The following is a 19517-nucleotide window of genomic DNA, read 5'->3' as shown; positions in this document are numbered from 1 at the left end:
TTCTTTTGCGTGGTTGGAGAAGTGCCGTCGATTGTGGAAGAACTGTGAACGCAAGCTCGACACCAGCTTGCAATTCATTCAGTTTGCCTTTCTGACTCTTCTTCTGCGGAGACTTTGAACAGGTTCTTAGCAAATCTGGTGCCGCAAGTTCTGGGAACGAAGGTGTCCTGTGCCATTGCTGTACATCCTCGTCCTGAAGTACATGGTGAGAGTTGGCTTGTATTCGGCGCTGTCTGTTGGCCAGGTATGACGTTTGCCTCAGTTAAATATGGGGGTTAACGTCTGGACGACATACGTTGCCTTCAACCCTTCTTACCTGCCCAGGAGCAGGTCTCCGTACCAACTTGCAGGCACACGCCTGCCTTGTCGAGGGCGGCAATAATGAGCAAGAACAACCTAGATGGCGACGCCAAGGACGCCGACTTGGCCTCATTCCGCGAAGTGGCGACCGATACCTTGCTGACAACTGACCAGGGTGTGCGAATCAACGACGACCAGCATTCGCTCAAGGCTGGAGATCGTGGTCCCACGTTGCTGGAAGACTTCATCCTGCGGGAGAAAATCACCCATTTCGATCACGAACGCATACCAGAACGTGTGGTCCATGCCCGTGGCGCAGCAGCACATGGTTACTTTCAGGTGTACGAATCCCAGGCACACTTGACCAGTGCGGCGTTCTTGCAGGACCCAGCTGTGAAAACGCCAGTGTTTACGCGCTTTTCGACGGTAGCTGGCTCGCGTGGTTCGTCCGACATGGCGCGTGATGTACGGGGTTTCGCAGTGAAGTTCTACACGCAGGAAGGTAATTACGACTTGGTCGGCAACAATATGCCGGTGTTTTTCATCCAGGACGCGATCAAGTTTCCTGACCTGATCCATGCAGTGAAACCCGAGCCGCATAACGAGATTCCTCAGGCTGCATCGGCCCACGATACGTTTTGGGACTTTATTTCGCTGATGCCTGAATCCATGCACATGATCATGTGGGTGATGTCCGACCGGGCTTTGCCGCGCTCGCTGCGGATGATGGAAGGCTTTGGTGTGCATACCTTCCGGTTCGTCAACAGCGAAGGCCGCTCACGCTTTGTGAAATTCCATTGGAAGCCCTTGCAAGGTGTGTACTCGGTAGGTTGGAATGAAGCACAGACATTGTCGGGACAAGACCCAGACTTTCACCGGCGAGATCTATGGGAGGCGATTGAAGCGGGCGATTTCCCCGAATGGGAGCTTGGTGTACAGGTTGTTGAGCCGGAAGACGAACAGCAATTCGACTTCGATTTGCTCGACCCGACCAAGCTGATTCCCGAAGAGCTGGTGCCGGTACAACGTATCGGCAAGATGGTGCTGGATCGTAACCCCGATAACTTCTTTGCTGAAACCGAACAGGTTGCCTACCACGTCGGCAATGTCGTACCGGGGATAGACCTTACAAACGACCCGCTACTTCAGGGCCGCTTGTTCTCCTATACCGATACCCAGTTGATCCGCCTGGGTGGTCCCAATTCCCACGAGATCCCCATTAATCGTCCAATCGCGCCGCTGCACAACCTCCAGCGGGATGGCTACATGCGCCAGGGCATTAACAAAGGGCGCGTCAGCTACTCCCCCAATACGTTGGGTGGTGGATGCCCCATGCAGGCTGGAAGAGAGGCGGGTGGGTTCGTTACGCAGGCAGAGCCGATCCTCGCTCAGAAGGTACGAGGGAAAAGCGAAAAATTCTTCGACCACTTCAGCCAGGCAGCCATGTTTTTTCACAGCCAGGCAGACTGGGAACAGCGACACATCGTCAAAGCGTTGCAGTTCGAGCTCGGCAAACTCACCGTTGCCAGTGTGCGTGAACGCATGCTGGGTATGTTGGCTCAGGTCGATAAGGCGCTCGCAGCAAGGGTGGCGGTTGGGCTCGGTATCGGGGTGCCTACCCATATGCCACTGCCGTTGAATTTGAGTGTACCGGCGGACGCCGACCCGGCAGATTTCCAGCCTCATCTTGTCAATCTTGCTATTGAGCCATCACCTGCGCTGAGTATGGCGAATCAGCCTGCCGCCAGCGGTATCAAGACACGCCAAGTTGCGATATTGGCGGCGGATGGTGTGGACGAGGTGGCGCTCGATTTGGTCCAGCAAGCATTGGCTGCTGCAGGTGCGCGCAGCAAGGTGCTTGCACCGCGTGGTGGATCGCTGATAGGGAGTCTTGGTAGGAAGATCGATGTTGACCAAAGCTTTTTGAGCAGCAGTTCCGCGTTGTTCGATGCGGTTTACGTTCCTGGCGGCGCCGATAGTTTGGCAGCGCTGCTGAAGGAACCCGAGGCGCAGTACTTCCTGCTGGAGGCATACAGGCATTGTAAGACCCTCGTCGCCACGGGGGATGGCTGTGTGCTGATCGAGACAGCATGCCCCGCTATTAAGGGTACGGTGGGCGGAGCCGCGGAGGGCGTAATACTGGAACGTGGTGCTGCGACGAGTGCCGTGGCAGAAGCATTCATCGCTGCGATTGCACAGCATCGGCATTGGAGCCGCGAGTTGTAGGTGATGGTCTGCAAAGTCTGCAGAGCAGCTGCTATACGATGGGTGCTTCTGAAGCTTAAGTGTCGGTCTTGAATGTAGTGTTTCTGGGGTATTTCGCCTGATTAACAAGCCCCGGCAGTCCAAATTTCTCCATTTACAGAAAAAATACCAACCCCTCTTTTTTCACGCCGTACTTGGTCCCATATAGGTCTTACCTTACTTGAACTTTACAAAAGTCAACCGCAAGGAGAGACCAAAGTGGAAGATGAAGTAACCGACCGGTTTACGGCCAGGGATGCGTGTGGCAATTGCTATACGGTGATTGAAATCACCACGACAATCAGCTTCGCCCCGATTGGCGATGTAATACGCAAGAGGAAGGCTGGCGTGCGTTATGAGTTGGAAAACGGCCAGACCTTGGTGCAGCTGACCAGTAACCAATTTCATATCCGAGGCACTTCGATTCTGATTGGCCGGATTTTATGAGGCGAGGGACAGCTTGGAACCTGTTAACGATCTGTTCCGAGCAGCAGTCAGTAGGGCGTAGAGCAGCGCAGAAACCGGAATGTACTCGGGTAAATGAGGCAGTGAACTTCTTGGTGCGATAGCACCGTAGCAGTTCGGTGTCCGCCTTGTGGGGGCTTTCGAGCAGCACATAAGCCTTGATCACAGCTGCGCAGTAAGATCGTAAGCACGCTCAAAGAACCTATTTAAAGTCCTGCGAGCTATAGCAAGACAAGGCGAAAACACCCGAGGAAGCGGAGTTTACGCGTGGTAAATGCGCATTCCGAGGGTGTTTTTAACGCCGTATTGCTGACGCGCAGCAGACTCTTACTGCATACACCATCCATGGCTTACCACCAGCGACTGGCCGGTAAGCGCATTGGTGGGGAATGAGGCGAACATCAACGCCACTTCAGCAACGTCTTCCGTGGTCGTGAATTCCCCATCCACGGTTTCCTTCAGCATCACGCGTTTGATGACGTCCTCTTCGCTCATACCCAGAGTTTTCGCCTGCTCCGGAATCTGCTTGTCCACCAGTGGCGTACGCACAAAGCCCGGGCAGATGACATTGGCGCGGATGTTATGCGCAGCGCCTTCCTTGGCCACGGTCTTGGCAAGGCCGATCAGCCCGTGCTTTGCGGTGACATAGGGGGCTTTGAGCAGCGATGCTTCTTTGGAATGCACCGAACCCATGTAGATGATGCTGCCGCCTTTTTTGCTGGCAATCATCTGCTTCACACAAGCACGGGTGGTAAGGAAGGCGCCATCAAGGTGGATGGCCAGCATCTTCTTCCAGTCGTCAAAGCTGAATTCTTGGATGGGGTGGACGATCTGGATGCCGGCGTTGCTAATGAGAATATCGATATTGCCCATCGCCGAGACGGCGGTTTGAACGGCGGCATCCACCTGGGCTTCGCTGGTCACGTCCACTTTTACGCCGATGGCTTTGACACCGGTTTTTTCAATCTCGGCGGCAGTCGCATCTGCGGCTTCTTTGTTCAGGTCGGCAACAACGACCTTTGCACCTTCCCGGGCAAACGCCAAGGCAATTTCCTTACCTATGCCGCTGCCTGCGCCGGTGATGAACGCTACCTTCCCTGCAAGTCGTGCCATGGCTTGTTCCTCCTTAGTTTTTTGTCTGACTGCGGGTTCTGAGAGTCTGTTCAAGACCTGTCGCGAGTGGCTGTCAGCAGGCCGTGAGCCCCGATCACCGCGGCGAAGCCAGATCGTGAGCGGGTTCTGAAAGCATAGGGCATGCCGGTCGGTAAAAAAAAGAAGAGGCCAACAGGCCTCTCCTTTTTGATGCTAAATGCGCTGCTTAGCGGCGTTTCATCATGCTACTCGTGTTGTGGCACGAGAATTTGCCGCTCCAATCCATGTAACCTGCTTTATTGCCATCTTTCGCACATTGCCCCATCGCGTTGAAGAAATCGGTTGGGCGTTGCGTGGAATTGGCATTGATGCCAGCTTTCTCCAGGAACAGGTCTATCTCCCGCGTCGACAGCATGCGCGAAGCATCGGTCATATCCGGGTTAGGTTTGGCTACCTGGTAGACGAAGTTAGCCAACCCAACCAGTTTGCCGGAAGCATCCTGATTGACATACTTGTACATCTGCGTATTGAAGCGCGCCATTCTGCGGATGTCTTCTTCTACAGCATAGGGGCTCAGCTTGATGTTCTTGACGTTCCTGGGGTCTGCAAAACAGGCCTCCGGATTGCTGCCGCTGGTACACGGCAAATAACCCTGTGTCAGCGCCAGAATCTTCGTATCCCGAACGTTTGCATTGCCAGCCTGGATGAGTCTGTTACGCGCATCTTCCAGTTTGGTCCGCATCTTGTCGATGTAGCACTTTCCAATCTTATTGGGGATGTTCTCGTTCGTGATGAACTCGCCAGTAGTCGTACCTACGCAATCGATTGGGTTAAACCCTTCGACCTGATTGGTAATCGGATAGGCACCGGTTGTAACCAGATCAAAGTTGCCGGCAATCATTTCCCACTGTTTGTCTGAAAGCGGGTCGTGGCTGGTGTAGTTAGTGCCGGCAATGGAAGTAAAGAGTTTCTTGTCGCCGACCATGCCACGCAACTCAGTGATTAGCTCGACTATTTGGCCATCGATCGTCTCTTTTTCCTTTTCCCACTGTGCTGCTGGCCGAGCGGGGTGACCAAAGAAATACTGCGTATGGCTGGACCAGAAGATTTCGTCAACCGGGTAGAAGTATTCGAGTACATCACGGTCGAGGCCTTCGGTTAAAGCCAATAGCTTTCCTGTGTACTCAAACCAATTGTTACGCCATTCGTCACGTGGGCGTGGGACTGGGGAGGTTTCGACACTCCCTTCCCGGGTGGTGAACGACGCATTTCTGAACAGCAATGGTCCAACGATGACCGCAGCCTTGAAACCATGCTTGCGCGCGTACTTTAAGTATTCCGAGTGAAATTCCGCCAACTTGGCGGGGTAACCCGGTGTACCGGCTGCAACGCCGTTCACAATGCTGGACGCCATCAGCAGGTTCAGGTTGGTGCCGTTTTGCAGGGTGCCTGTCTGGCGGCCATCCAAAGAGCCGAACATCTGGGTCAGGTCTTCGTTAAATGTCGCCATATTGTCGTAGCGTGGTGCAACCAGATGGCCCATCTTCAGCGCGGTCTTGTTATTGCGGCCAAAATAAACCTGCGGCGTATTTTTGACTTTCAATGGGCGCCAGTGGCTGGTTTCGGGCCTGTTCAGGTCTGCTACCGATGACATATAAAAGTGCAGGTCTTTCCACATGCCGTCATACAGTTTTTTGTAGGATGCGCTGTTGAGCGACATGTTGATATTGAAACCATACATCTTGCCGCCAGCAACAGCTTGGCATGGCACATCGGGCCGGGAGGTCAGATTGACTGAGATACCGGGTTGAGGACTACGCGGTGTTGGCGTGAATTCAATGTCCAGAATGCGGTTCTTCTCGCCATCCAGAATGTGGAGGTAGGTAGGCGCGCCACCTAGTTTGTTGCAAGCCCAGCCGTTGACGTTCAGGTTCACGTTATCTTGTGTGCGGCTGGTGATGGAGAAATCATCGACCCAACCGTCCCAATTGTTGATGGCGTCGGCTGCACTATTTGGGAATTGAAAGCCGCTAGTGGAACTGGTACCGGAAAGTTCGGTTTCGATACCGGTTCGACGATCTACCTCCACCACATAGTATTTCTGTGGTGTATCGGCGTAATTGGTTGGGAACTGGGTAAAGCGAAACCCACTGAATGGATTCTGGCGACTGCACCGGGTTTCAGCAGCCGTCATTATCTCTGGGCGGTATAGGCCGGTCGTGGTCTGGTCAATTGCAACAGCATCTTTAAGGGTGCCATTCAATGGGCCCGCTTTCAGACGCAGGATTAGTGCTTCGTTGGATAAGCCCGTCTTATTATGGGCGGCAGGGTCGGCATCGTTAAAACAAGCCCAACCTGATATGCCGGTAGGTGTATAGCCATTGATTTCGATCGCTTTTTGTAATTGAGTACGTGGCCATATAGGTCCTGCGGTGGCGCATAGCGATGTGAAAGACGCAATGATAGACAGCGCGAGAGTATTAAGTCGTGCAGATTGCATGTATGAACCCGTTGAAGCGTGATTATTTTTCGAAGATGTAGAAGACCGGATCGGTCATTTGAAAAACAGATACGCAATGGTTTTATTGCGCGGCGCGAGGGTAGCAGAATTGTATTCTTATAGCCACGTTAGGTACGACTGATACTTTAAATAAGAAAAGAATTAAATATTTCTTATGAAAAGAACGCCTGCTGCTTTGGCTTATACGTTTACAGCAACAGGCATAGTTGAGCTTACTGACCTAATGCACTGCCCCTTGATGTCGATATTCCTTCGCAAGCGGGAATACAGGGCACTCAGCAGTTCTTTTCTCGTAAGCGAGCTCTATCAGCGTCAACGTAAAAAGGGCATCGTTAAGGCCAGGAACGACGGCTTGTTCTTTTCCAAGTTCAACTACAGCAATTTCCAGCATTCTGGTCAACGAATGCAGGCGGCTTAGATTATTTGAGCGGGTGGCGATACTTAACCCTGCGTCTATTAACCGCAGGCACAACAACAAGGTAAAGGCGAATTGAGTAGGGTTTCTCGCCTGATTGGAAAGGTAATTGCGGATGATGCGCCCAGCTTTGCGCATTTGGATTGCTTTTGTAGCTGGTTTTAAATTGGATTTGGAAGCTGCTGCAAGGACATTGCCAAGATAGATGATGGCCGAATGGGTATTGCAATGCTCAATGCATGCAGTCAAATGTTCGGTAATAGAAGTTTCTATTTCGGAAAACAAAAAGTCCGCAGCATTGCTTAAGAAGGTGGCACCTTGCGGTGTTTTGGCGATCAGTGCTGTCAATTCCAGCGTCAATTCATTCAAGGAGCCGGCCTTGAAGGTGTATTCCGAAATCCCCGAAAGACACTTGATGCCCTGGATATGATGGGGCCGGACTGCGAGGGAGCTTGTGTTCGCACGCGGGTTGATGCTTCTTTCGCCAAGCCTACGTACTTCATCGAGCCCATCAGTCAGCAGTTCGACGGTGAGGCTCGCCTCATCGAACGATTTTTGCAGGCGATCAACCGGAATACGCAGTTTCTGGTCGAACAGTTCGTCCAGGTCGTTCGCGTGCGCGTTGTCCTCGTCAAAGGAAATATGGGTACGCCAGCCATCAAACAATGCAGGCATATCGAGTTGCTGTTCGACTCTTTCATACAACTGATTGGCGACTTCTTTGAACTGGGCGGTCCGTTCCTGAATCAGGGCGACAAACAGATGCGCCAGCCAGTCCTGTTGGGCGATATGCAACATTTGCTGGTCAAACGCAATAAAGCTTGCTGCGGGCGCAATGCCCGATGTATATCCTAACTCGGCAGGGTAAAGCGCCTTGGGCGGCAAGTAATAATCTTCGCAATGGGAATACTCTTCTATTGCACTTTTCAGGAAGGCAGACCTGACCTCTGTGGTGGGTCCATTTCGGCTTGCTGTTGCCGCAGTGACGCCGGCAAAGCGCGATAGAAAATAGGTCCGCGATATCCATTGCCGAATAACCGAATTGGGGATGTTGTCGTCTCTCATGACCTCCCAAAGCGGATGGGCATAGTAACGACCATAGAATTCATTACAAAACGAAATATAAAGTGCTTTTACTTCCTGCAGTGAATAGTGCTTTTTAGCTTTTTCAGGTATCAGGCAGCCTTGATGAGACAACACTGAAATCAGATTCTGAATCTGCTCATGTTCGTCCGCCAATTCGGAAGAGGGAATTTCCCGTCGGAAAAAAGCAGACAGCTTTTTGCTTGGGATGAAATGGCGAAGCGGAAGTTCGATGCTCCACACCGAGTAGATCAATTCAACACTGGATGGAAGCCAGTTAATCGAGACTGAGTCGCGTAAATAACCATTGATGGGGAGCATCGAAGTAGTCCTCAGCGAACAATTACATCTTCGGTTGTATGCAAAATGCGAGCGATGGCGCCTTCAGGCAATTTCAAGACCTCCATTACTTTCTTGATTTGTTCTGGGCGGGACAATATGTCGCTGGATATGCCGCTAAGGCGAATTTCATCGCCACCTTTTTCTTTAGTGGTGAAGACGATTTCAGTTTTTACGGGTTTGGTCTCTTTCATGGCAGGCTCCTCATCAACGGGTCAATTCGGCAACTTTGCTTATCTGAGGCGTGCGCGAGTTGCCGCAGCGCGCATCACATCGCCCGGTTGGGTTTTGGCATAGGGAAGCCAAGTCGCCCTACCTTTGGAAGGTGCACATGAGTAGCTTGTTTAAGTGAACCTGCGGTTGCTCACATCCCCCAAATGGAGGAAAGGCTGGGCCACTTCCGATCAATGGGTTGCTGGCGCTAGGCAGTAATTTTTACCGCGAGCTGTATTTTCGTTGTGCGGTTAAAGGAATGGGTAAGGGGTTTACTGGAGTCAGGACGGCCGCATCACGGCCTGTTCCAACCATTCGGCGGCAGTGAATGGGATACATATAACGTCTTCGGAGGAAATCATGGGCTTGGACACCCTTTTGGCAGCTATTTGGCTGTCAATTAACACTTCTGTCGTATCTCAGAGGGTAGGCTGATGATGACAACTTATGCGCCATCTGAGTCTCATCCAAAACGGCAGCTGGGCAGCCGCGGTTTGATTGCCGCAGCGGTCTTATTGCTTGCAGCGTGCGATAACGGCCCCAAACTGCCTATCTCAGCAAGTATTGGTAAGGACCCCACCTTACCTGCTCCGCAAACTCCCTTGATTCCCACTGTGAATGTTGCTCCGGCAATAGGCTGGCCGCAGGGGTTGAAGCCACAGCCGACCGAGGGGACGGATGTGGTTGCGTTTGCCAGTGGGCTGGATCACCCCCGGTGGATGCATGTACTGCCCAATGGTGATGTGCTGGTCGCGGAAAGCAATGCGCCGTCCAAGCCCAAGGGGGGAATCAAGGAGTGGGCGATGCGCGTTGTGATGAAACGTGCCGGTGCGGGCGTGGCCAGCGCAAATCGGATCACCCTGTTCCGGGATACCAATGGCGATGGTGTGGCGGACTTGCGTTCGACCTTCCTGGAAGGCTTGTATTCGCCATTTGGCATGGCCCTGGTGGGCAATGATCTGTATGTGGCTAATTCGGATGCGGTAGTGCGCTTTCCTTACACCACGGGCGATACGCAAATCAAAGTACGTGGTACGACTGTGGTGCCGCTGCCTGCGGGCGAGCTCAACCATCACTGGACCAAGAACCTGATCGCAAGCACCGATGGGTCCAAGCTCTATGTAACGGTGGGTTCAAACAGCAATGTGGCTGAGCGCGGCATGGAGGTGGAAGAGGGGCGGGCAGCCATTTGGGAGATCGACAGGCAGCGCGGCACCCACCGGATTTTCGCATCGGGTTTGCGTAACCCGAACGGGATGGCATGGGAACCCAAGACCGGTGCGCTATGGACGGTGGTGAACGAGCGCGATGAAATTGGCAATGACCTTGTGCCCGACTATATGACTTCAGTACGCGATGGTGGCTTCTACGGCTGGCCCTACAGTTACTGGGGCCAGCATGTCGACGAGCGCGTCAAACCGCAACGACCGGAACTGGTGGCAAAGGCGATTGCCCCAGATTACGCGCTGGGGGCGCATACCGCCTCCCTGGGGCTATCGTATTCAACAGGTACGACCTTGCCTACGCGTTTCGCGAATGGCATGTTCATTGGGCAGCATGGGTCGTGGAACCGGCGGCCACATAGCGGTTACAAGGTGATCTTCGTACCGTTCGAGAATGGCATGCCGAGCAAGAAGCCGCCATTGGATGTGCTGACTGGCTTCCTCAGCCCGGAAGGTAAAGCCTATGGCCGGCCGGTAGGTGTAGAGCTGGACAAGCAAGGCGCACTCCTGGTGGCCGACGACGTGGGCAATGTGATCTGGCGGATCAGCAGTCACGACAAAGTAACTGCGTCGGCTTCCTCAGCCACCACAGCCACCACAGCCACCAGCAAGCAGCCATGAGCAGGGCTTAAGTACTACTGATGTGCGTCTTGGAGCCACTGCTTCAGCGCATTCGTCACATCCTGCGGCTGTCCCAATGTTGAAAGATGGCCGCATTTTTCCACGACCACCAGTTTCGAATCTGGAATGCCGCCGACCAATTCTCGATGCACCTCGACTGGTGTGATGACATCTTCACGACCGCATAGGACCAGTGTGGGACAGGTGATTGTGGATAGAGACGGTAGACTGTCGATACGCCCCATAATGGCGCGTTGCTGACGCAGGAAGGCATCCTTCCCCACACTCAAGGCCATGGCGGTAATCTGCTCCAGCAGGGCGGTGTTATGCATTTGGGAGGTATGCACCAGCTTGGGTAGTAGGGCATCAATCACGCTTGGGAAGTTGGTTTCAGCCTGCTGCATCAATTTCTTGCGATTCTGGGTCGCTTCCTGTGTATCTGGCCGTGCAGAAGTATCGAGCAGTGCCAGCGCAGAGACGCGTTCAGGCGCTTGCCGCATGATTTCGAGCGCAACATAACCACCCATGGAAAGCCCAGCGAGCGCGAAGTGGTCTGCCCGCATTTGGGACAATGCAGCAGTCGCAAGCTCGGCAATCGTGTCGGCTACTGTGAGGTCGGCTACTGAAGCGTAAGCGGTGTCAGACAGCGCGTTGATCTGGTGTTGCCATAAGCGCCCGTCATTCAGTAGCCCGGGTAACAACAGAAGATGAGGATGTTTCAGGGTAGTCATGGGTAAGCCTCCTACTAATTATGTTTTATTGGATGCTGCGTACCACTCGCCCGGCATGTGTGCCAAATCTGAACGCTTACGATCTTACTGTACAGCTGTGATCAGGTCTTATGTGCTGCCGGGAAGCCCTCATGTGCTTAAGTACATTCCAGTTTCTGCGCTGTGCTTTACCCCGCTGACAGCTAGTACACCACCTCTTTGCACCACGTCCATGCATACGTAAATCAACCATTCACCGGTTCGCCACCATTAGGGTGCAGTACTTGGCCTGCGATAAATGATGAATCGGTCGATGCCAAAAACACATAGGCAGGGGCAATCTCGTCGGGTTGGCCGGCGCGGTGCATCGGTGAGTTGCTGCCGAAGCGGGCGACTTCTTCTGCCGTAAAGGAGGCGGGTATCAGTGGCGTCCAGACTGGGCCCGGGGCGACGGCGTTGACGCGTATTTCGTCTTTGATCAGCGCCTTGGCGAGCGACCGGGTAAAGGACACCACTGCGCCCTTGCTGGCGGAGTAGTCCACCAGCTTCTCATGGCCCCGATAGGCTGTTACCGACGTGGTGTTGATGATCCTGCCCCCGCCTTTCAGGTAGGGCATGGCAGCGCGGGATAGATAAAACATCGGGAAGACATTGGTGCGGAAGGTCTGTTCCAGCTGCTCTTTGGTGACATCACTGAACGACGATTGAGGATGCTGCTCCCCTGCATTGTTCACGAGGATGTCCAGCCGGTCGTGCTTCTCGAGTGTCTTCTTTACAATCTCTTTGCAGAACGTTTCATCGCCGATGTCGCCTTTGAGCAATAGGCAGTGCTTGCCCGTCTGTTCCACCAGATCACGGGTCTTGGTGGCGTCCACATCTTCATCCAGATAAACGATGACGACATCTGCGCCTTCCTTGGCATAGGCAATGGCGACGGCGCGGCCGATACCACTGTCACCGCCCGTAATGATGGCGACCTGATTCTTCAACTTACCGCTGCCTTGATACCCCTCCATTTCAGACTTTGGCGGTGGTTCCATGACGGCTTCGATACCAGGTTGTTGATGCTGGTGCTGCGGAGGGCGAAGGGCTGTTTGCAATTCCATGATCCATTCCTCTTTAGTCTGGTATGCCAAAAGGCAAAGAGATACATAGAGGTTTGGCAAGCCTTATGCCCGGGATGTGTTGGTACTTGCTAGGGAAAGGGCAGCGAGGTTGGCGGGATACACAACATCTACCAAGTAAGAAGTCGCTTAAGCCCGCTGCGCTGTCAGCGGGCCCTCCTTACGATCTGTCACTGAGTACATGAGGCTGCGAACTGCGTGGTGCGAAGCACCGTAACAGTTCGGCATCCCTTTTGCGGGGCTTTCGAGCAGCACATAAGCCCTGATCACAGCTGCGCAGTAAGATCATGAACAGGTTCCAAGGCGTGCAACTGCCAGTGTAACTTCTACAAGGTAATGTAGAGGAAAAGGTGGAAATGGCTTGTGGCAGCGGGCAGGGAAGGGTTGATAAGGCCCGAGGTGTCAATCGATCAGTTTGTTTTTCAAAGCGTAGGCCGTAGCGTCGGCATTGCTCGCAAAATTCATTTTCTCGAACAAACGGCTGCGGTAAGTGCTGACTGTTTTGACGCTAAGGCATAGTGAATTGGCAATGGCGGATATGGATTCGCCGATGGCAAGCTGGCACAGAATCTGGAATTCGCGTTGCGACAATATCTCGTGCGGGGTCTCGACGACGGGGGTGCCAATCTGTTCGATCAACTTTTGCGCGATGGTTTCACTGACGTAACGCTTCCCTGCCGCGAGAGCCCTGACTGCATTCAGCAGCTGCTCGGGTATGCATTCCTTGTTGAGGTAACCACTGGCGCCGGCTTTGATGAGGTTGATCGCGTACTGCGTTTCAGGATAACCACTGAGCATCAATACTGGGAGTTCGGGCCTAAGTGCTTTGATCTGCCGGAGTGCGTCGACGCCATTTTTTTCCGGCATCGCGATATCAAGCAGAACGACATCTATTTCCTGGTCACGCACACATTGCACTGCATCTGCCCCCGTGGTGGCGATGCTGACCACCTGCATTTCCGGGTCCTCCGCCAAAAAAAGCTTTAGGCCCGCACATACAACCGCATGATCATCTGCGATCAATATCCTGATCATCGAAAAAAACCCCCATTAGGAATGGATAAGCAGGCCCAGAGTTATCCGGCCTGCCCGTTCCATTTCTATTACTACATTTCTCACTCAACTAGGCAAGGTAATAGGATCCGGACACTGCGGTACTGCTACTTCCAGCACGGTCATCATCCTCATCCAAGTCGTCTGCATCTTCTTTGCCATTGGAGTAACCATTCAGGCGATTGTAGATAGTCTTCAGACTCACTCCCAATGCTTTGGCCACACGCCGTTTGTTGCCCTGAAAGCGATCAAGCGTTGCGAAGATAAGCTGTCTTTCCACTTCTTCCAATGGGGTACCGATCTCGAATTCCATCATATTGCGTGATCCAGCACGATCACTCACTTTCAGCGGCGCCAAGGTATCGATATCGACCACTTTGTCGGCCATGATGTAGGCACGGTGAATACAGTTCTTCAACTCACGGACATTCCCCGGCCAATCGTGCTGGCGTAGTTTTTCCTCTACCCCTTCGGCAAAATATTTATTGGTCTTGTATTGCGCGTTGCGCTCTTTCAGAAAGCGTTGCGCCAAAAGGACGACGTCGTCATCGCGGTCGCGCAATGGGGGCAACACGATAGGGAAGACGGCCAGGCGGTACAGTAAATCCTGACGCAGACGACCATCACGCACAGCCTCCAGCGGCTCGCGGTTGGTTGCCGCCAGCACACGGACGTTGCACTCGATTTCCTTGTCGCCACCTACGCGGACCAGACGACCCGTTTCCAGTACGCGTAAGAGGCGTACTTGCAGGTCGATCGGCATTTCTGTGATTTCATCCAGAAACAAGGTGCCGCCTTGGGCGCGTTCGAAGAAGCCCTGATGCATCTTCTGCGCACCGGTAAACGCACCCTTTTCGTAGCCGAACAACTCGGATTCAATAAGGGTTGCAGGCAACGCACCGCAGTTGATTGCAATGAAAGGCTCGTCTGCACAGGCACTCATCTCGTGGATGGTCTGTGCGATCAATTCCTTGCCGCAACCGCTTTCCCCAATGACTAAGACGGAGACGTCGCTGGGCGCAACACGTTCGATCATATGGAAGACCTCTTCCATCGCGGCGGAAGAGCCATACAGGCGGCCAAACTTCTGGTCCGTGTCCTCATCGTCCAGATCTGTGCATGTAGACCTTGCTGGTGACCGGTCGTATGTGCGAGCGTAAGAAAAAAGTGTAGGAATCGATGGGTTGCTCGATTCGTGACGGATGGATTCAAACATTCGCTAACTCCTTTTCCTTGTCTCTCTGATCGCTGAGCAAAACTGCTCGGTACAGTGAGGGGGGGTTGTTAAGGTTCTTATGGATCACATCCTAGTCTTCTGAGTTTGTAGGTCAATTGAGCAAGGACGCATTCGAAAGTAGGCGTTTTCCTACAAAGCCGAATTTAGAGGTAGGAACAGGGGAAGAGACGAATGAAAGGTGGGGCACCACAAACCGCCGGAGAGGCCCGGTATTTGCATGGCTGGCGCATCTCGTACTTCTACTTGGGGCCGTCATGCCAACCTTCAGTACATTGCCGTTATGGATATACCGGCCTTTACGTTTGTTTCTACGGGCTGCCGTATCGTGGGGCGAGCATCGGGCTTCGACCATGGGGCGGCCATCGCCTTTTACACTTTGTTCTCAATGGGGCCGGTGCTGGTTATCGCGATCGCTATCGCAGGCTCCTTTTATGGCGATGCAGCCGCACAGGCGGGATTGCTGGCCCAAGTGCAGGCTCTGCTGGGCCAGCAGGCAGCCAGCGCTGTCAGCCTCGTCATTCAAGGCGCCAACCAGCCTGACAGAGCGACATGGCAGACCATACTGGCTGTTGCGACCAGTCTTTTTGCTGCAACCACGGTTTTCACCGAACTCAAAAGCAGCCTTGATGTGATATGGGATGCGCCAAAGAACCAGCAACAAGGCATCTTTGCACTGATACGCAGCCGCCTGCTGTCATTTGGCATTGTGCTCAGCGTCGGGTTTATCCTGCTGGTTTCCTTGTTGCTATCCACTGTGATTGCGGCGGTTGAAAGCCGCTACGGGCAATGGTTTGGGATGTCGGTTACGGTCCTGAGCCTTATCAGTAATCTCGTGACCACCCTGATTGTGACCTTGTTGTTTGCAGCAATCTTCAAGCTGTTGCCGGCATGCCCTGTGGCATGGAAGGACGTATGGCGCGGGGCATTTCTTACCGTGTGCTTGTACATGCTGGGGAAGGGGTTGATCGCCATGTACCTGGGTACGACCGCGCTTGCGTCATCCTATGGGTCAGCGGGTACATTGGTGCTTATTCTGCTTTGGATGTACTACTCGGCTCAGGTCTTTCTCTATGGCGCGGAGCTGTCCCGGGCAATGGCTCAACAGCGGGCTATCAACGAAAGTGAGGAGGAAGCAGTGCATCTAGCACAAGCGGCTCCCTCACTTCACATCTGATTGCTACTGCTGAAAGGCAGATACGTTAGCAACTAACCTGTTCAAAGTCTCGCAAGCCAGGGCGTGACAAGGCGAAAACACCCAAGGAAGCAGAGTCTACAAGTGATCAATGAGCATTCCGAGGGTGTTTTCAACGCGGTATCGCTGACGCGCAGCAGACTTTGAACTGGTTCTTAGAAAACCTGTTCAAGATCTGTCGTGAGCAGCTGTCAGCGGGGTGCAGAGCAGCGCAGAAACCGGAATGTACTTAAGTACATAAGTACAAGAGGATTTCGAGTAGCACATAAGCCCCGATCACAGCTGCGCAGTAAGATCGTGAATAGGTTCTTAGGACTAGGACTTTGACACCTGCCCATTACTGGGCAACGGCGCCGCGCGCGAAGCCTGCCACATGTCCTCCACTATCTTACGGAGCATGGGCCAGCCCGCCATCAGCTTGAAGAATTTGCGCGGCCGTGTGACCAGTAAGGTGCCAGCTGCTGCGCCGATGGCGATGGCCAAGGGGTAGCTGGTCAACAATTCTTCCAGACGTTGGCGGCAGTTCGCCCAGGACTGATGGACGACGGCTTTGCGTAATACGATACGTGCTGCCAATTGGTCACAACGCTCTCGACGGTGGCGCAGTCTCATGGTTTACCTCTTATCAATCTGCGGGTACGTGGGAAACTCATGTCCTTCACACAGCTTCTGGCCAGGGTATGGGCGTGCCAGGCGAGTGCAGCATTCAACAGGCTGATGGCCAGCGTGGCATATAGCCAAGACATCCCTAGAGCCATGGCTGCAGCTATCAGCGCGGTATTGATGCTGAGCCAACAGGTGGCAACTGCGATGGCGGAGACGACCAGCCAGCGGGTGGCTACCGTGGCGCTTTCTACTGCCAGGTAGCACTCTTCACGAATCAGCTTGGTGGATTCCTCGCAGATGGCAGTGACCTGGTGGCGTATGGTTTCACTTTCCTGCATCAGGATGTGCAGGATTTCCAAGGTGTCTGCAGGCGGCGGAGCCGCGTTATCCATCTGCTCAGAAAGTGGGGGCGTGACAGCCATGATGCGTGCTCCGATGAGAAGATGATGGCGTGAGCCATGCAATTCTCATTCCAAGACGTACCTGGTGTGTATCCCCGACCTGGGACGGTGATCGATGTTAAGAACCTGCCCGCGACAAGTCGTAAACGTGAACAGGTTCTGAGAGCTCAACGCCGTATTGCCGACGCGCAGCAGGCTTTGAATTAGTTCTTAAGCTTTTACTGCTTCACAACCGGTTTGGTCTTGTTGCTTACGGTTTGCGGCGTGTTTGACGCCGCAAACAAGGGCGGATAGGGCGGCGATCCAGATCAGGCGTTTCATGATGTGCTCCTTTTAAATGGAAGATGGTTGTGACCGATAGAAGTGAATTGGTCGCATTCCAGGTAAAGGCAGGATTTGTGCCGTACTTTTGTTGGCAAAGTCTTGGTGCGATTTCAGTTGAATACAGCAGGGTTTACAAACGGCCGTGTAAATCATCCACCGCTTTGCCATGTTTTATGCTGAAAAAGCCCAAAAACCGGGTGATTCAGGCCAGGCACGCCTTATGCGTAGAAAGGCAAGGAGTCTGGCAGTAACAGCGGGACCCAATTCACGATCCAGCTGTGCCTACCACGCTTTTCTTTTTTCTTCCTACCTGACTAAACGGAGCACATCATGGAAACCAATCCTACTATTTCCGGTGGCGCGAAACAGCCTGCCAACCCTGTAACCAACAATGGTGTACAGCAGTCCAGCGGCAAGTCCGGTAACGGTACAACCCGGTGGCAGGAAGCTGCGGCAAAGGGCCGTGCGAAGCGCGAAGGCGCCAACGTTACACAGGAGCAGTTTCAGAAGGATCTTTCTGCTTTCGTGAATGATGTCGAATCATTGCTGAGCCGTGGTGGTACCTTGTCAGCCGAGGCACTACAAGTATCGAAGGAACAGCTGAGCGAGAAGATGGAGGGCATCAAGGAACAGCTGAGCGAATTTGGCGAGAAGGCCAGTGAGACGACCAGCCATATCGTCGATGTCGCCAGAGACTATGTTCGTACCCGTCCGCTGCAATCAGTTGGTGTTGCCTTTGGTGTGGGGGCGGTGGTTGGCTTGTTGATGAGCAGAAACCGCTGAGAACCTGTTCACGATCTTACTGCGCAGCTGTGATCAGGGTTCATGTGCTGCTCGAAAGCCCCCGCAAGGGGGACGCCGAACTGCTACGGTGCTTCGCACCAAGAAGTTCGCAGCCTCATGTACCAACACGTACATTCCGGTTTCTGTGCTGCACTTTACCCCGTTGACAGCTGCTCGTAACAGATCGTGATCTGTGGATGGAGTTTCAAATTCACAGGAAATCCAGCCAGCATTGAGTGTGTACGCCTAATCCCTGTTTGACGAATTAGCCTGAAAGGAGCAAGCAGTGACTGATACATATCGGTACTCATCTGCGTTGCGCTGGCTTGTCGGCATCGTCGGGGTGGGTGTTCTCCTCGTGTTGGCTGTGTATTTCTTTCCTTGGAATGTGCTGCGTCCCTATGTCGTCAGCCAGCTTGAACGCGCAACCGGTCGCCATGTTGAAATCAATGGCGATCTGGAGGTAAAGCTTGGCTTACGTCCCAGAATTGTGCTGAACGATCTGGTGCTGGGTAATGCCTCATGGAGTGAAACCTCGGTCATGGCTCAAGCCCAGCAATTCAGTATGGTGCTGAGTCTTCCTGCGCTTTTTCGCTACCGTATCGATCTTCCCGAGATGACATTGACCGGTGCCGAGGTATTGCTGGAGCAGCATCCAGACCATGGTGGCAACTGGGTGTTGGCAGGGGAGACATCAGAGGAAAAAAGCGATTGGGACCTGAAAATCGGGCAGTTGCAGTTGCAACGTACCCAGGTTCGTTATCTTGAAAAGTCGGCAGGCACAGATCTGGTTGCCCGAGTTGCTTCCACTAGTGTGACAGAGACTTCCTCCACTCCGCTTGTTGCAACCTTGAACGGCCATTACCGCAAGCTCTCCACCAATATTGATTTGAATGGTGGTGGGTTACTGAGTCTGCGCGATCGTCAGCTGCCCTATCCTCTGAAAGCGCAGGGGAGGATGGGTAATACCGCGTTCAACGCCTCGGGTACAGTGACCGACCCAATGTTACTGACAGGTTTGGCGGTGGACTTCGTGCTAAGCGGCGACAGCATGGCGGAGCTGTATACGATATTGAACCTTCCTCTTCCACCTACACCGCGCTATCGCGTAGCGGGTAAGTTGATGCGTACGGGGTCGGTCTGGAGTTTGAACAGCTTTACCGGCAGCGTAGGACGTAGCGATCTGGCTGGTGACTTTAGTGTCGATAAAGGCCCGCAACGGCAATATATCAATGCCGACTTGCAATCACGTCGGCTGGACTTGAAAGACCTGGCGGGCTTTGTTGGCGAATTGGACCAGAAGGGCGACGCTGCGCCACAGCCACCGGGCAAATTATTACCCCACAGTCCCTTCCACTTGGAAAAGCTCCGGGCGGCAGATATGGACGTGCGTTTCCGTGGCCATCAGATCATTACGCCGAAGTGGCCGGTTGACAATATGCAGTGTTTGCGCTGATTGAATATTGACCCACCCTGCCGATTGAATATTGACCCAGTGATGGTTGCCGCCGTTTGACCGGCGACTGTGCATAACTATATCTCTACGGGCTAGTCTCACCCGTGGATTTTCC

Annotated in this window: 17 protein-coding genes and 1 pseudogene; 8 read left to right on the top strand and 10 right to left on the bottom strand. The window is 53.4% G+C overall.

Annotated elements, in window-relative coordinates; genetic code table 11:
* From ACUHMQ_RS17315 to ACUHMQ_RS17305, 3 genes and pseudogenes are all read left to right on the top strand, one after another.
* Positions 1-118: pseudogene (locus tag ACUHMQ_RS17315) on the top strand (IS5/IS1182 family transposase); the annotation flags it as partial.
* 263 nt (positions 119-381) lie between these two features.
* Positions 382-2526, top strand: a complete 2145-nt coding sequence (locus ACUHMQ_RS17310) for a catalase (protein WP_445296711.1) — start codon at positions 382-384, stop codon at positions 2524-2526.
* A gap of 237 nt (positions 2527-2763) precedes the next feature.
* Entirely contained in the window at positions 2764-2991 is a 228-nt protein-coding gene (locus tag ACUHMQ_RS17305) for a hypothetical protein (protein WP_445296710.1), read from the top strand.
* 345 nt (positions 2992-3336) lie between these two features.
* Here the strand turns inward: ACUHMQ_RS17305 and ACUHMQ_RS17300 are convergent, their stop codons facing one another.
* The 4 genes from ACUHMQ_RS17300 to ACUHMQ_RS17285 form a co-directional block, all read right to left on the bottom strand.
* Positions 3337-4122 (bottom strand): 3-hydroxybutyrate dehydrogenase, encoded by a 786-nt coding sequence (locus tag ACUHMQ_RS17300; RefSeq protein WP_445296709.1) that lies wholly within the window; start codon positions 4120-4122, stop codon positions 3337-3339.
* Between the two features lie 205 nt (positions 4123-4327).
* Entirely contained in the window at positions 4328-6601 is a 2274-nt protein-coding gene (locus tag ACUHMQ_RS17295) for a hypothetical protein (RefSeq protein WP_445296708.1), read from the bottom strand.
* A gap of 241 nt (positions 6602-6842) precedes the next feature.
* Positions 6843-8441, bottom strand: a complete 1599-nt coding sequence (locus ACUHMQ_RS17290; RefSeq protein WP_445296707.1) for a hypothetical protein — start codon at positions 8439-8441, stop codon at positions 6843-6845.
* Positions 8442-8452: 11 nt separating this feature from the next.
* Positions 8453-8653: a hypothetical protein gene (locus ACUHMQ_RS17285; RefSeq protein WP_445296706.1), complete on the bottom strand. Its 201-nt coding sequence runs from the start codon at positions 8651-8653 to the stop codon at positions 8453-8455.
* 453 nt (positions 8654-9106) lie between these two features.
* Between ACUHMQ_RS17285 and ACUHMQ_RS17280 the strand changes: the two genes are divergently transcribed.
* The gene (locus ACUHMQ_RS17280; protein ID WP_445296705.1) at positions 9107-10516 is read left to right on the top strand and encodes a PQQ-dependent sugar dehydrogenase; all 1410 of its coding nucleotides are present in this window, start codon (positions 9107-9109) and stop codon (positions 10514-10516) included.
* Positions 10517-10530: 14 nt separating this feature from the next.
* Here ACUHMQ_RS17280 and ACUHMQ_RS17275 read toward each other — a convergent pair whose 3' ends face one another.
* The 4 genes from ACUHMQ_RS17275 to ACUHMQ_RS17260 all read right to left on the bottom strand — a co-directional run bounded on the left by ACUHMQ_RS17275 (position 10531) and on the right by ACUHMQ_RS17260 (position 14619).
* Positions 10531-11247 carry an alpha/beta fold hydrolase gene (locus ACUHMQ_RS17275; RefSeq protein WP_445296704.1) on the bottom strand — a complete coding sequence of 239 codons (717 nt, stop codon included), beginning with the start codon at positions 11245-11247 and terminating at the stop codon, positions 10531-10533.
* 224 nt (positions 11248-11471) lie between these two features.
* On the bottom strand, positions 11472-12332 hold the full coding sequence (locus ACUHMQ_RS17270) for an SDR family oxidoreductase (protein WP_445296703.1): 861 nt from the start codon (positions 12330-12332) through the stop codon (positions 11472-11474).
* Between the two features lie 420 nt (positions 12333-12752).
* Positions 12753-13385 carry a response regulator gene (locus ACUHMQ_RS17265; protein ID WP_445296702.1) on the bottom strand — a complete coding sequence of 211 codons (633 nt, stop codon included), beginning with the start codon at positions 13383-13385 and terminating at the stop codon, positions 12753-12755.
* A gap of 88 nt (positions 13386-13473) precedes the next feature.
* Positions 13474-14619: a sigma-54 interaction domain-containing protein gene (locus ACUHMQ_RS17260; RefSeq protein WP_445296701.1), complete on the bottom strand. Its 1146-nt coding sequence runs from the start codon at positions 14617-14619 to the stop codon at positions 13474-13476.
* Positions 14620-14857: 238 nt separating this feature from the next.
* Between ACUHMQ_RS17260 and ACUHMQ_RS17255 the strand changes: the two genes are divergently transcribed.
* Positions 14858-15814: a YihY/virulence factor BrkB family protein gene (locus tag ACUHMQ_RS17255; protein ID WP_445296700.1), complete on the top strand. Its 957-nt coding sequence runs from the start codon at positions 14858-14860 to the stop codon at positions 15812-15814.
* 333 nt (positions 15815-16147) lie between these two features.
* On the opposite strand, the gene ACUHMQ_RS17250 is transcribed toward ACUHMQ_RS17255, so the two are convergent.
* On the bottom strand, positions 16148-16444 hold the full coding sequence (locus ACUHMQ_RS17250; RefSeq protein WP_445296699.1) for a hypothetical protein: 297 nt from the start codon (positions 16442-16444) through the stop codon (positions 16148-16150).
* The gene (locus ACUHMQ_RS17245) at positions 16441-16860 is read right to left on the bottom strand and encodes a hypothetical protein (RefSeq protein ID WP_445296698.1); all 420 of its coding nucleotides are present in this window, start codon (positions 16858-16860) and stop codon (positions 16441-16443) included. The genes ACUHMQ_RS17250 and ACUHMQ_RS17245 overlap by 4 nt, the downstream gene beginning before the upstream one ends.
* Before the next feature lie 36 nt (positions 16861-16896).
* Here ACUHMQ_RS17245 and ACUHMQ_RS17240 point away from each other — a divergent pair, with 36 nt between their 5' ends.
* The 3 genes from ACUHMQ_RS17240 to ACUHMQ_RS17230 all read left to right on the top strand — a co-directional run bounded on the left by ACUHMQ_RS17240 (position 16897) and on the right by ACUHMQ_RS17230 (position 19402).
* Positions 16897-17046, top strand: coding sequence for a hypothetical protein (locus tag ACUHMQ_RS17240; protein WP_445296697.1), 150 nt, complete (start codon positions 16897-16899; stop codon positions 17044-17046).
* Positions 17047-17493: 447 nt separating this feature from the next.
* Positions 17494-17946: an ElaB/YgaM/YqjD family protein gene (locus tag ACUHMQ_RS17235; RefSeq protein WP_445296696.1), complete on the top strand. Its 453-nt coding sequence runs from the start codon at positions 17494-17496 to the stop codon at positions 17944-17946.
* A gap of 286 nt (positions 17947-18232) precedes the next feature.
* The gene (locus ACUHMQ_RS17230) at positions 18233-19402 is read left to right on the top strand and encodes an AsmA family protein (RefSeq protein ID WP_445296695.1); all 1170 of its coding nucleotides are present in this window, start codon (positions 18233-18235) and stop codon (positions 19400-19402) included.
* Positions 19403-19517 lie beyond the last annotated feature (115 nt).

The sequence above is a fragment of the Chitinimonas violaceus genome, from assembly GCF_052601015.1.
The sequence above is the reverse complement of the archived record's forward strand: the minus strand, read 5'-3'. Positions and strand labels throughout refer to the sequence as shown.